This window comes from Streptomyces sp. Xyl84, assembly GCF_059731885.1.
Genome location: NZ_AP029182.1, coordinates 5,348,527 through 5,361,060, shown reverse-complemented (window position 1 = coordinate 5,361,060; position 12,534 = coordinate 5,348,527). Strand labels below are relative to the sequence as shown.

Genomic DNA, 12,534 nt, shown 5'->3' with positions numbered 1-12,534 from the left:
TGCCGCGCCGCACACCTGTCACCGACGTGCCCAGTCCACTTCACGAACAGGAGACCGACGTGCCGGTCCTCCCCGGAGCCGAGCCGTTCCGCCACGAGGGCGGCGAGGTCGGCGTCCTCCTCTGCCACGGCTTCACCGGCTCCCCCCAGTCGCTGCGCCCCTGGGCCGATCACCTGGCCGAGCACGGCCTGACGGTCTCGCTGCCGCTGCTGCCCGGGCACGGCACGCGCTGGGAGGACATGCAGGTCACCGGCTGGCAGGACTGGTACGCGGAGGTGGACCGCGAGCTGCGCGCCCTGAGCGAGCGCTGCGCGCGGGTGTTCGTGGCCGGGCTGTCCATGGGCGGCGCGCTGGCGCTGCGGCTCGCCGCCAAGCACGGGGACGCGGTCGCCGGGGTGGTGGTGGTCAACCCGGCCAACAAGGTGCACGGCCTGTCCGCGTACGCGCTGCCCGTGGCCCGGCACCTGGTGCGCACCACGAAGGGCATCGCCAGCGACATCGCGAAGGAGGACGGCGCGGAGCTGGGCTACGACCGGGTGCCGCTGCACTGCGCGCACTCCCTGCGGACCTTCTTCCGGCTGGTGGACGGCGAGCTGGCGCAGGTCACGCAGCCGCTGCTGCTCCTGCGCAGCCCGCAGGACCACGTGGTGCCGCCCGCCGACTCGGCGCGGATCCTCAGCCGGGTCTCCTCCGTGGACGTCACGGAGATCCTGCTGGAACAGAGCTACCACGTCGCGACGTTGGACCACGACGCGGACCGGATCTTCGAGGAGAGCCTCGCCTTCATCGGCCGGATCGCACCCAGTGTCGGCAAGGAAGGGACGGCCGCAGGTGGCTGAGCACGACTCCGACCGCGAGGGCCGCGAGCACCGCGAGCCCACGGCCGACCCGGCGCGGCCCGCGGAGCCGGTACGGGCGGCGGACTCCGGGCGGGCCGGGGAGCCGGTACGGGCGGGGGACCGCGTCAAGCCGGTCGAGCCCGTGCAGGCGGGGGATGCCGCGGGATCGGTGGAGGCCGTGGGCCCGGTGGGTGCCCTGGGTTCGTTGGATGCCGGGGGCGCCGTAGACGCCGACGGAGCGGCAGACGCCGTGGAGTCGGCAGACGTCGTGGAGTCGGCGCGGGTTGGGGGTCCGGTGCGGCCTGGGGACCCTGTGGGACCGGTGGATGCCGTAGGGCCGGCAGGTGCCGCGGACCCGGCAGACGCCGTGGAGTCGGCGCGGGCCGGGGGCCCGGTGCGGCCTGGGGACGCCGGGCCCGAGGAGACAGTGCCGCCCGCCGGGCCCGTCAAGGCTTCCGAGCCGGTCGAGGCTTCCGAGGCCGTGGAGTCGGCCGAGGCCGGCGGCCGCTCCCTGGATTCCGGGGGTTCTGCCGGACCTCGCGGTTCCGGCGGCGCCGAGGGTGCCGGCGGTCCCGGGAGTTCCGCGGGTGCCGACGGCTCGGGGACTCCCGCCGGTTCCGGTGGTACCGGGACTTCCGCCGCTCCCGGGGGCTCCGGGGCTTCCGCCGGTTCCGGCACCGCCGGGGCTTCCGCCGGTGGCGCCGGGTCCGGCGTGGGTGGGGTCGGCTTCGACGAGGAGGCGGCGTGGGCTGCGATCGTCGCCGGGTACGGGCAGGAGCCGCCGGACCCGCCGGGCGCCAGCCCCTTCAAGCCCATCGAGGACCTGATGCTGCCGGAACCGCCGGACGCGGACGGAGCCGAGGGCGGCGGGAAGAGCCCGGCCAAGCCGCTGGGCAGCTCGGTGTCCTTCGCGCCCGGCCTGGCCGCACCCGGTACGGGTCCGCGCGACTTCGCACCGCGCGAGCCCTCCGACGACGACTTCGACGCGGACGACGAAGGCCACTTCGTCCCGCCGGAGCCGCCGCCGCTGCCCGAGGCGGACGCGACCGCGAAGTTCGCCTGGCTGGGCGTGATCGGCGGCCCCGTCCTGCTCCTGCTGGCCGTCCTGCTCGGCTGGGACATGACCTGGTGGCTGACCACCCTCGGCATCGGCGGCTTCGTCGGCGGTGTCGCCACCCTGGTGGCCCGCATGAACCCGGGCGACGAGGAGGACGACGACCCCGGCCGCGGGGCCGTCGTCTAGGTCCTGTCGTGAAATTCCCGTCGTCCGCCCGGAGGGCGGGCCTCGCGGCGTCAGGTGCGTGCTCTCGGCGTGCCGGGCCCTGACCCTCGTACTGGACGTACTCGGGTCTGGGCCCGGTGCGGCGAGAGTGCGTGCATGGCGTCGCGAGGCAGGCGGGAATTCGACGACAGGGCCTAGGTGTATTGACCTGCAGGGTTGTTCACACGGCTGATCGGTGGCTGGCCGCCGAGTGCGGTGTGGCAGCGGTGGTGGTTGTAGGTGTGCAGAAAGTCTGCCAGGGCCGCGGTGCGTTCGTCGTTGTTGGTGTAGGGCCGCAGGTAGGCCCATTCGTCGAGCAGGGTCCGGTTGAAGCGCTCGACCTTGCCGTTGGTCTGCGGCCGGTAGATGCGGGTGAGCTTGCCGGCCGCGCCGAGGTCGGCGAGCGCCTGCCGCCAGGCGAAGCTCTTGCGGTAGGGCCACGCGTTGTCCGTCAGGACGCGCTCGATGCGGAGGATGCCGCAGGTGGCGAAGAAGGCTGCGGCCCGGGTCAGGAAGGCCGCGCAGGTGGTGGCCTTCTCGTCCGGGTGGACCTCGCTGTAGGCCAGGCGGCTGTGGTCGTCGACTGCGGAATGGATGTAGTCGAAGCCGGTGGTGCGGCGGCGGTCGGGGCAGGCGGCACGGCCGTGGACGCGCCAGCCTCCGCCGTCGGGGATGCGGCCGAGTTTCTTGACGTCCACGTGGACCAGCTCGCCCGGCCGGTCGCGTTCGTAGCGGCGGATGACCTGGCCGGTGGGCCGGTCGAGGAAGGCCAGGCGGTTCAGGCCGTGCCGGGACAGGACCCGGTGGACGGTCGAGGGGGGCAGGCCCAGGATCGGGCCGATGCGGGCCGGGCCCAGTTTGCGCTCTTGCCGCAGGCGGCAGACCTGGTCTTCCGTCTCTGCCGGAGTCCGGTGCGGCGTGCGGTGGGGTCGGCTGGAACGGTCGTGCAGGCCGGCTTCGCCCTCTGTCCGCCAGCGACGCAGCCACTTGTGTGCCGTGGGCCGCGAGATGCCCATCTCGGCCGCGACGTGCGCTACCGGGCGGCCGGAAAGGACACGCTCGACCAGGAGCCGCCTGCCGTGAACGGTCAGCCGGGCATTACGGTGGGACACGAAGACCTCCGTGTGGTGCGGTCCTAGACAGCTCCACCACACCGGAGGTCTTCGCCATGATCAAGCCCGACAGGCGTCAACAACGCTCGTGATCAATACACCTAGGGCGGGACGGCGCCGTCGCGCAGGGTGCGGCGCAGGGCGCCGCCGGCGCCGGGCGCGTCAGGCGTCAGCCGGGATGCGGAGGGCCGCCAGGACCGGAAGGTGGTCCGTGGCCGCCTTCAGGTCCGCCTCCGTCACCGACGGCAGACCGTGCGGCACCCCGCAGCCGAGCACCTCGACGCCCCGCGTCGCGAACACCGCGTCGATACGCCGCTGCGGGTCGCGGGCCGTCCAGGTGTGCTCGCCGCCCCACGGCGCCGTCGCCCAGCCGTCCTGGAGCACCCCGGCCAGCCGGCGGAAGGCGGGACCCGCCGGCCCCTCGTTCAGGTCGCCGCCCACGACCGCGTGCTCCACACCCATCCCGGCCAGCCGGTCCAGGAGCATGCCGCTCTGCGCGTACCGCTCGTCCTTGTCGAGCGAGAGGTGACAGCCGAGCACACCGAGCCGGACACCCCCGAACCGGACCACGGCCGTGGCGAAGCCGCGCCGGTGCAGGCCGGGGGTGAGCGGCAGCAGGACGTCCTCGGTGCGTTCGACCGTGGCCCGCAGCGAGCACAGCACCGCCGGCCCCGCGGCCGTCGCACCGCCGGTGAGGACGACCAGGTCCGACGCCGAGGCCAGCTGCGCCAGCTTCTTGCGCCAGCGGAAGAACCGGGGCGCCTCCTGGAGGAGGACCAGATCGGGCGCGCAGGCGCTGATCAGCCGGGCGAGGGCGGCGGTGTCGTCCCGCATCGACCGGATGTTCAGGCTCAGGACGCGGACGACGGCGGAACCGTCGGGTTCAGTGCGGGAGTTGGGCAGCTGCATGACGATCAACATACGCGGCGACGGAACCGCTTCCGCACGGCGGTCCGTCCGGTGTCGCGGGTGCCCGTGCGCGGGTCCCAGGGGGCCGGTCCGCCGTCCCCGCGGTCCCGTACGGCCGGCCCACGGCCTGCCCGTACGACGGCGCCCACCGGCCCGGACGGAGGGGACGGTGGGCGCTCATGGCCTCGTGTGCGCCGCGGGCGGCCGGAGACGGCCCCCGCGGCGGGTGCCTCACATGACCGGGTCGGGCTCCCTGGCCAGGTCGGCCGCGCCCACCAGTCCGGCCTTGTTGCCGAGCTGGGCGGCGATCACGTCCGCGACCGGACGCCAGTTGCCGCCGACCAGCCACCGCTTGTACGACTTACGGATGGGGTCGAGGACCAGGTCGCCCTCGTCGGAGAGGCCGCCGCCGACGATGAAGGCGGACGGGTCGAACAGGGACGCCAGGTCGGCCAGGCCCGCACCGGCCCAGCGGGCCAGCTCGCGGTAGGAGTCGACGGCGACCGGGCAGCCCTGGCGGGCGGCCATGGAGATGTGCTTGCCCTCGATGCCGTCCGGGGTGCCGTCGCCGAGGGCGAGCAGCACCTCGGCGCGCTCCGGGGTGGCGTTGGCGCGCTGCTTGGCGTAGCGCACGAGGGCGCGCCCGGAGGCGTACTGCTCCCAGCAGCCCTGCGAGCCGCAGCCGCACAGGAGGCCGTCCGGGACCATCCGGATGTGCCCGAACTCGGCGGCCACGCCGAAGTGCCCGCGGCGCAGCTTGTTGCCGATGATGATGCCGCCGCCGAGGCCGGTGCCGAGTGTGATGCAGATGACGTTGCGGTGGCCCTTGCCGGCACCGAACTTGTACTCGCCCCAGGCCGCGGCGTTCGCGTCGTTCTCCACGACGACGGGGAGGCCGACGCGCGCCTCGACCTTCTCCTTGAGCGGCTCCTGGCGCCAGTCGATGTTGGGCGCGAAGTAGACGGTGGAGCGCTGCCGGTTGACGTATCCGGCGGCGCCGATGCCCACGCCCACGATGTCGTGCCCCGCGCGTGCGCCCTCCACCGCCGAGGCGATGGCGTCCACGATGGCCTCGGGCGTGGTGGGGGTCGGCACCTTGAAGGTCGAGAGGATGTTGCCTTCCTCGTCGACCACGCCGGCCGCGATCTTCGTGCCGCCGATGTCGACGCCGATGGTGAGTCCCATGAATCCCTCAGTTCCGGTCGAGCCCCGCTACGGCCAACCGTACCCGAGGCACTGCCGTCGGGGTCCCGGCGGCAGTGTCCCGGCGGAGGGTCAGTCCAGGTCGATGCGTTCCCCGCCGCCCGTGCCCTCGCCCTTGTCGCGGCGGTCGCCGGGGCCCTCCCCGTCGCCGCCCGGACGGGTGTGCGGGCCGTCCTGCGGGCCGCGGCGCGGGCCGTCCTCGCCGAGGCCGCCGTCACCGCGGCCGTCCTCGGCGCCGCCCGTGCGGGAGGTCCAGCGGCGTTCCTGGGCCTGGACGGCCGAGCGGTAGGCGGCGAGCAGTTCGCCGCCGGCCGCCGCGAGGTGGCCGAACACGTCCGGGTTGCGTTCGCGGACCGGTTCCACGGCGGCCCTGGCCTGCTGCACGACCTGCCGCACCATCTCCTGGGCGGCGGGTCCGGCGACCGGGCCGAGCAGCGGTGAGCGCAGGGAGGACAGCTTGTCGGCGACGGTGTCGACGAGCTTGCGCAGTTCCTCGGCGGCCGAACCCGGGGGCGGCCCGTACTGGGCGCGGCGCCGGGCCTTCTCCGCCTCCAGGTCCTCCGCGCAGGCCGTGGCCCACGCGTCGGCGTCCGCGGCCCGGCGCTCTCCCTCGGTCCGCTCCTGAGCGGCGTCGTCCCGTGCGGCGTCGTCGGACGGTGGGCGCTCTTCGCTCATGGCGCACTCCTGACTACGGTTCGTCCTTCCGACGTTACCCGAACGCGGGGCGCCGGTTCACCTGTCGCGGGGCCAGAGCGCCGGGTCCGGCGCGAACCTGATGCGCAGCCCGCCCTCGCGCAGGGCGGCGCCGTCCACGGTGCAGCGGCGCAGCGCCGAGGGCAGGCCCACGATGCGGCGGAAGCCGCCGGCGGTGAGCACGAGTTCGTCGCCGCGCCGCACGAGGTCCAGTTCGTCCCGCCGGGCGCCGGGCAGCGGGATGTGCCACACCAGGACGCCGTCCTCGGCCAGCCGGTCCTCGACGGGCCACTCGACGGGGGCGGCGAGGGGGGCCGGTCCGGTCGCGGGGACGGCGAGGGCGGCGAGGGCGGCGAGGTCGTCGGGGCCGCGCGGGTCCCGGCCCAGGTGGGCGGCCGGGTGGACGGTGTACGTCTGGCCCCACTCCTCCAGGGCCTTGCGCTGCTGGGCGGCCAGGCCGGTCAGCCAGGAGTCCGCCGGGGCGTCGGGCAGGACGCGGCTGGCGACCAGGGACTCGACGGGCAGGGCGCGCACGGCCAGGCCCAGGGCGGTGTCGCGGACGGCGTCGGTGCCGGCCGGGCCGGGCTCGGCGACCAGCCGGACGGCGGTGCCCGGGTCGGCGACGACGGCCTCGGCGGCGGCCAGCTCGGCGTCCCAGCGGGCGGCCGTCTCGTAGAACCGGTCGGCGGGCACGGGGACACCGGCGAGGCGGCCGAGGACCGGGCGCAGGGCGCGGGCGGCCTGCCGCTCGGGGGGCAGCAGGCGGCGCAGGTAGCGGCGGAGTTCGGCGGGGAGGGCGAGCAGGGCCAGGGCCTGCGGAGCGGGCGGCAGGTCGACGACCAGCAGCTCGAAGCGCTCGCTGAGGGCGGCGTCGCGCAGCGCGCGCAGCAGGGCGAGTTCCTCGGCGCCGGGCAGGGGGGTGACTTCCTCGGCGTCCAGCCGGGAGGCTCCGAGCAGGTCGAGGACGCTCGCGGCGCGGTCCTGGAAGGCGGCGAGGTCGGCCCGGAAGCCGGCGGCGGCGTCGGGGCGCCAGGCGGTGAGGTCCGGGGCGGCCGGTCCGGGGCGCGCGCCGGTGGGCACTCCCAGGGCCGCGCCGAGGGTGTCGGTGCGGTCGCCGCTGAGGACGAGGGTGCGGGTGCCCTCGCGGGCGGCGGCGGCCGCGGTGGCCGCGGCCACGGTGGTACGACCGGAACCGCCCGGTCCGGTGATCAGCAGGGTGCGCATGGGGGTGAACGCTAGCCGTGTCCGGCGGCTCGTTCGCCTGCGGGGCGCCCGCGCCGGTGTCACCGGCGCGCGCCTGCTCGGCGCCGCGCGCCCCCGCGCGCTCTGCCGGCACCGGCGCACCCCCGCGGCACTCCCGCGGCCGGCGCGTGCGGACGCGCGGCCCCCGGCGGCCCGCGTCCCGCGGACGGTGAGCCCGGCGCGGGGCGGGGAGCGGCGTGGCCCCGCGGCTTCCGCTACTTCTCGGACTCCTGGAACGTGTCGTGGGTCTCGCCCGACTCGACCCGCTTCTTCAGTCCCGCCAGGGCGCGGTCGATGATGACCTTCTCGGCCTTGCGCTTGATCATGCCGAGCATGGGGATCTTGACGTCGACGGTGAGGCGGTACGTGACCTCCGTGGCGCCCGCGCCGGCCGGCCGGAGCAGGTAGGAGCCGTCGAGGGAGCGCAGCATCTGGGACTTGACCAGGGTCCAGGAAACCTCGTCGTCGCCGGTCCAGGTGTAGGCGAGGGTCTGGTCGTCCTTGATGGCGCCCGCGTCCATGACCAGGCGGACCTGCTCGGCGCGGCCGCGGCCGTCCGTGCTGAGGACCTCGGCCTCCTTGACCTCGCCGGTCCAGTCGGGGTAGCGGGCGAAGTCGGCGATCACCCCCATGACGTCGGCGGGGGCCGCCTCGATCGTGATGCTCGAGCTGGTGTGTTCCGCCATCGCCGTGGCTCCTCCAGATGCGGGCCGGAAGTCGGTCGTCGTGCGCACGGGTGTGCAGCGTGAAGGCTACCGCGCAGGCGAGCGGCGGACTCCACCCCCACCTGCGGACATGGCGGGAACGACGCGTCCGCGGGCGGACGTGGTCACCACGTCAGCACCCAGGGTGTGCCGGTGCGGGCGAAGTGGCCGACGTTCACGCACTCGGTGGCGCCGACGCGCATGCGCCGGACCAGCGGCTGGTGGACGTGGCCGAACAGGGCGTAGCGGGGGCGGGTGCGGCGGATGGCGTCGAGCAGGGCGCGGCTGCCGCGTTCGAAGCGGCGGGCGACGGTGTCGTAGACGAGTTCGGGCACGTCGGGCGGGATGTGGGTGCACAGCACGTCGACCTCGCCGACCGCCTCGATCTTCGCGGCGTACTCCTCGTCGCTGATCTCGAACGGCGTCCTCATGGGGGTGCGCAGGCCGCCGCCGACGAAGCCGAAGACGCGGCCGCCGATCTCGACGCGTTCGCCGTCGAGAACGGTGGTGCCCTCGCGGGCGTACTCCCGCCACAGGGGCGGCATGTCGACATTGCCGTAAGTGGCGTACGTCGGGGCGGGGAATGCGGCGAAGAGTTCGGCGTACTGCTTGCGCACGGCCTGTTCGACGACCGTGGCCCGGTCGCCGTCCAGGCCGGCCCACAGCCGGGCGCCGAGTTCGCGTGCCTCGCCGAAGCGGCGGGCGGTGCGCAGCTCGACGATGCGGTCCGCGTTCTCCACGCCGAACAGGTCGGGGAAGATCCCGCGCGAGTGGTCGGCGTAGTCGAGGAAGAGGATCAGGTCGCCGAGGCAGATCAGGGCGTCGGCACCCTCGCCGGCCCGGGCCAGGTCACGGGCGTTGCCGTGCACGTCGCTGACCACATGGACACGCGTGCCGCTGCGACGGGGTGGTGTGGCTGCCATGGAGACAGAGGGTATGCGGTGAACACTGGCGGGCGGACCTGCGGTTACTGGCCAGTCGTTCAGCCGGTCGACTACTGTGCGCGAGGAAACACCCATCGTGTGACGCAGCGAACATCTCACGGGGACCCCCTGTCGAAAAAGGCATACCGACGGGTAACCTCCGGGCAGTCCAGTCGTGCTCTGGATTTCAACCACCGGGCCCGAAGCGGCTCCCTGGCGAAGCCCCTGGGCACCCGACCGAGCCTTGGACCGCACCGTCGCATCACACAACGTCGTGGCGCCGGCGCCCTATGAGGAGCAGCAGTCTTGCGCGAGTTCAGCCTTCCGGCTTTGTACGAGGTCCCCACGGACGGGAATCTGACCGACATCGTCCGCAGAAACGCCGCGCAGCATCCCGAGGTCGCCGTGATCGCCCGCAAGGCGGGCGGCGTCTGGCAGGACGTCACCGCGCGGGACTTCCTCGCCGAGGTGCACACCGCCGCCAAGGGCCTGATCGCCTCCGGCGTCCAGCCGGGCGACCGGGTCGGCCTGATGTCCCGCACGCGCTACGAGTGGACGCTGCTGGACTTCGCGATCTGGAGCGCGGGTGCCGTCACCGTGCCGGTGTACGAGACCAGCTCGCCCGAGCAGGTGCAGTGGATCCTCGGCGACTCGGGGGCGACGGCCTGCCTGGTGGAGACGGACGCCCACGCCGCCGCCGTGGAGTCGGTGCGCGAGAGCCTGCCCGCGCTGAAGAACGTCTGGCAGATCGAGGCCGGTGCGGTCGCGGAACTGGGCCGGGCGGGCCAGGGGATCAGCGACGCCACGGTCGAGGAGCGCGGTTCGCTGGCGAAGGCCGACGACCCGGCGACCATCGTGTACACCAGCGGCACCACCGGCCGCCCCAAGGGCTGCGTGCTCTCCCACCGCAGTTTCTTCGCCGAGTGCGGCAACGTGGTGGAGCGGCTGCGTCCGCTGTTCCGCACCGGCGAGTGCTCGGTGCTGCTGTTCCTGCCCCTCGCGCACGTCTTCGGGCGGCTGGTGCAGATCGCGCCGATGATGGCGCCGATCAAGCTGGGCTGCGTGCCGGACATCAAGAACCTCACCGACGAGCTGGCCGCGTTCCGCCCGACGCTGATACTGGGTGTCCCGCGGGTGTTCGAGAAGGTCTACAACTCGGCGCGCGCCAAGGCGCAGGCGGACGGCAAGGGAAAGATCTTCGACAAGGCGGCGGACACGGCGATCGCCTACAGCAGGGCGCTGGACACGGCGTCCGGTCCGTCGTTCGGCCTCAAGCTCAGGCACAAGGCGTTCGACAAGCTGGTCTACAGCAAGCTGCGCGCGGTGCTCGGCGGGCGCGGCGAGTACGCGATCTCCGGCGGCGCCCCGCTCGGTGAGCGCCTCGGTCACTTCTTCCGCGGCATCGGCTTCACCGTGCTGGAGGGGTACGGGCTGACGGAGTCCTGCGCGGCCACCGCCTTCAACCCGTGGGACCGGCCGAAGATCGGCACCGTCGGGCAGCCGCTGCCCGGTTCGGTGATCCGGATCGCGGACGACGGGGAGGTGCTGCTGCACGGGGAGCACCTGTTCAAGGAGTACTGGAACAACCCCGGCGCCACCGCGGAGGCGCTGGCGGACGGCTGGTTCCACACCGGTGACATCGGCACCCTGGACGAGGACGGGTACCTGCGGATCACCGGCCGCAAGAAGGAGATCATCGTCACCGCGGGCGGCAAGAACGTCGCACCGGCCGTGATCGAGGACCGCATCCGGGCGCACGCGCTGGTCGCCGAGTGCATGGTGGTCGGGGACGGACGGCCGTTCGTGGGCGCGCTGGTCACCCTCGACGAGGAGTTCCTGGGCCGCTGGTGCGCGGAGCACGGCAAGCCGGCGGGGTCCACGGCGGCGTCGCTGCGCGAGGACCCGGATCTGCTCGCGGCGGTCCAGAGCGCGGTGGACGACGGCAACGCGGCGGTGTCGAAGGCGGAGTCCGTACGCAAGTTCCGTGTGCTGGCGGCGCAGTTCACCGAGGACTCGGGACATCTGACCCCGTCGCTGAAGCTGAAGCGGAACGTGGTGGCGAAGGACTACTCGGACGAGATCGAGGCGATCTACGCGAAATAGTGCGGCGGGGGCGGGGTTCGCCCGCCCCTCCCGCCGCCCGGCCCGGCGGGCCGCCGGACGCCCTCGCGGGGCTCCGCTCCGGGCCCCGCAGGGAGTTCACCCACGGCCCGCCCGGCCCGGCGGGCCGCAAGGCGCGCCCCCGCGGGCCTCCGGACCCCGCAGGCTCGCCCACCGGCCGCCCGGCCCGGTGAGTGGCCAGGCGCGCCCCCGCAGGGCCCCCGAACCCAAGAGGCTGCTCGCTAAAGCAGCTCCCGCAGGCGCTCCGCCAGCAGGTCCCAGCGCCATTTCTCCTCGACCCACTGCCTGCCCCGCTCGCCCATCCGGCGGCGCAGTTCCTCGTCGGCCAGCAGGGCGGTGACGCGGTCGGCGGTCTCCTCGGGGGAGCCGCCGCGCACGACCCAGCCGGTCTCGCCGTCGAGCACGGCGTCGGGCGCGCCGCCGGAGTCGCCGGCGACGACGGGCAGTCCGGTCGCGGACGCCTCCAGGTAGACGATGCCGAGGCCCTCGACGTCGAGTCCGCCGCGCCGAGTACGGCAGGGCATGGCGAAGACGTCCCCGGCGCCGTAGTGGGCGGGCAGGTCGCTCCAGGGCACCGGTCCGGTGAACCGTACGGAGGCGGCCACGCCGGTCTCGCGCGCCAGCCGCCGCAGGTCCTTCTCGTAGGGGCCGCCGCCCACGATCAGCAGCACCGTGTCCGGCTCGGCGGCCAGGATCGCGGGCATGGCCCGGATCAGGGTGTCCTGCCCTTTGCGCCGCACCAGCCGGGAGACGCACACGACCACCGGCCGGCCGGTGAGCCCGAGCCGGGCCCGCACCTCGTCGCCGCCGGATCCCGGGTGGAAGGTCTTCTCGTCCACGCCCGGCGGGAGCTGCACCATCCGCGAGGCCGCGGCGGGCGTCAGGGCGGCGGCGATCCGGGAGCGGGTGTACTCGCCGAGGTAGGTGATCGTGTCCGTGGACTCCCCGATGCGGCGCAGCAGTTGCCGTGCCGCGGGCAGCTGGGCCCAGCCGGCCTCGTGGCCGTGGGTGGTGGCCACCAGCCGCTCGGCCCCGGCCCTGCGCAGCGCGGGGGCCATCAGCCCCAGCGGGGCCGCCGCGCCGAACCACACCGACGTGCAGCCGTGCTCCCGCAGCAGTCCGGCCGCGCGCCGGGTGACGTCCGGGGTGGGCAGCAGCATCGTCGTACGGTCGCGCACGACGGTGAAGGGCTGCTCCGCGTCGAAGGCGGCCGTCGCCCGTACGCCCTCCGCGCTCCGTTTCCAGGTGGAGGCGTAGACGACGAGCCGCTCGGGGTCCAGCCGCAGCGCCATGTTGTGCAGGAACGCCTGGATCCCGCCGGGGCGGGGCGGGAAGTCGTTGGTGACGACGAGGGTCTTGTGCATCGCCGCAGACCCTACCCAATCGGCCCGCCCGGCCCTGATCCCCGCCCGGCCCGGATCCCTCACGGCCGTCCGTCCGCCCGCCGGCCCCCGTGCGGCGGTACTCGCATGGCCCGCGCCCGGGGGCCGGGGGAGCATGGGAGCCCGGGACGGCAGCCGGTGCGAA

The 12,534-nt window shown here is 74.3% G+C and carries 11 protein-coding genes; 3 read left to right on the top strand and 8 right to left on the bottom strand.

The features are described 5' to 3' along the window. The first annotated feature begins 59 nt into the window (after positions 1–59). The gene (locus tag AC6I72_RS23230) at positions 60–839 is read left to right on the top strand and encodes an alpha/beta hydrolase (protein ID WP_037863432.1); all 780 of its coding nucleotides are present in this window, start codon (positions 60–62) and stop codon (positions 837–839) included. Positions 840–1,551: 712 nt separating this feature from the next. Further along, complete coding sequence (locus tag AC6I72_RS23225) at positions 1,552–2,082, top strand: hypothetical protein (RefSeq protein ID WP_498003145.1); 531 nt, start codon at positions 1,552–1,554, stop codon at positions 2,080–2,082. Positions 2,083–2,255: 173 nt separating this feature from the next. Here the strand turns inward: AC6I72_RS23225 and AC6I72_RS23220 are convergent, their stop codons facing one another. From AC6I72_RS23220 to AC6I72_RS23190, 7 genes are all read right to left on the bottom strand, one after another. Beyond that, positions 2,256–3,212 carry an IS481 family transposase gene (locus AC6I72_RS23220; RefSeq protein WP_498000915.1) on the bottom strand — a complete coding sequence of 319 codons (957 nt, stop codon included), beginning with the start codon at positions 3,210–3,212 and terminating at the stop codon, positions 2,256–2,258. Positions 3,213–3,374: 162 nt separating this feature from the next. Beyond that, the gene (locus tag AC6I72_RS23215) at positions 3,375–4,121 is read right to left on the bottom strand and encodes an endonuclease/exonuclease/phosphatase family protein (RefSeq protein ID WP_498003144.1); all 747 of its coding nucleotides are present in this window, start codon (positions 4,119–4,121) and stop codon (positions 3,375–3,377) included. A 231-nt stretch (positions 4,122–4,352) separates the two neighbouring features. Further along, positions 4,353–5,306 (bottom strand): ROK family glucokinase, encoded by a 954-nt coding sequence (locus tag AC6I72_RS23210; protein WP_366723380.1) that lies wholly within the window; start codon positions 5,304–5,306, stop codon positions 4,353–4,355. A gap of 90 nt (positions 5,307–5,396) precedes the next feature. After that, positions 5,397–5,999 (bottom strand): DUF5304 domain-containing protein, encoded by a 603-nt coding sequence (locus AC6I72_RS23205; protein WP_498003143.1) that lies wholly within the window; start codon positions 5,997–5,999, stop codon positions 5,397–5,399. Between the two features lie 57 nt (positions 6,000–6,056). After that, a complete protein-coding gene (locus AC6I72_RS23200) occupies positions 6,057–7,241 on the bottom strand; it encodes an ArsA family ATPase (protein ID WP_498003142.1) in 1,185 nt (394 codons plus the stop codon). Positions 7,242–7,474: 233 nt separating this feature from the next. Beyond that, a complete protein-coding gene (locus AC6I72_RS23195) occupies positions 7,475–7,945 on the bottom strand; it encodes an SRPBCC family protein (RefSeq protein ID WP_498003140.1) in 471 nt (156 codons plus the stop codon). Positions 7,946–8,088: 143 nt separating this feature from the next. Next, complete coding sequence (locus tag AC6I72_RS23190) at positions 8,089–8,886, bottom strand: metallophosphoesterase family protein (protein ID WP_498003138.1); 798 nt, start codon at positions 8,884–8,886, stop codon at positions 8,089–8,091. Positions 8,887–9,192: 306 nt separating this feature from the next. Between AC6I72_RS23190 and AC6I72_RS23185 the strand changes: the two genes are divergently transcribed. After that, positions 9,193–10,989, top strand: a complete 1,797-nt coding sequence (locus tag AC6I72_RS23185) for an AMP-dependent synthetase/ligase (protein WP_498003137.1) — start codon at positions 9,193–9,195, stop codon at positions 10,987–10,989. Positions 10,990–11,228: 239 nt separating this feature from the next. On the opposite strand, the gene AC6I72_RS23180 is transcribed toward AC6I72_RS23185, so the two are convergent. Then, positions 11,229–12,371 carry a glycosyltransferase family 4 protein gene (locus tag AC6I72_RS23180; protein ID WP_498003135.1) on the bottom strand — a complete coding sequence of 381 codons (1,143 nt, stop codon included), beginning with the start codon at positions 12,369–12,371 and terminating at the stop codon, positions 11,229–11,231. Positions 12,372–12,534: the final 163 nt, after the last annotated feature.

Coding starts and splice junctions, on each gene's coding strand:
- AC6I72_RS23215 (WP_498003144.1), bottom strand. CDS start 4,121: ATGCAGCTGCCCAACTCCCGCACTGAACCCGACGGTTCCGCCGTCGTC.
- AC6I72_RS23210 (WP_366723380.1), bottom strand. CDS start 5,306: ATGGGACTCACCATCGGCGTCGACATCGGCGGCACGAAGATCGCGGCC.
- AC6I72_RS23205 (WP_498003143.1), bottom strand. CDS start 5,999: ATGAGCGAAGAGCGCCCACCGTCCGACGACGCCGCACGGGACGACGCC.
- AC6I72_RS23200 (WP_498003142.1), bottom strand. CDS start 7,241: ATGCGCACCCTGCTGATCACCGGACCGGGCGGTTCCGGTCGTACCACC.
- AC6I72_RS23195 (WP_498003140.1), bottom strand. CDS start 7,945: ATGGCGGAACACACCAGCTCGAGCATCACGATCGAGGCGGCCCCCGCC.
- AC6I72_RS23190 (WP_498003138.1), bottom strand. CDS start 8,886: ATGGCAGCCACACCACCCCGTCGCAGCGGCACGCGTGTCCATGTGGTC.
- AC6I72_RS23180 (WP_498003135.1), bottom strand. CDS start 12,371: ATGCACAAGACCCTCGTCGTCACCAACGACTTCCCGCCCCGCCCCGGC.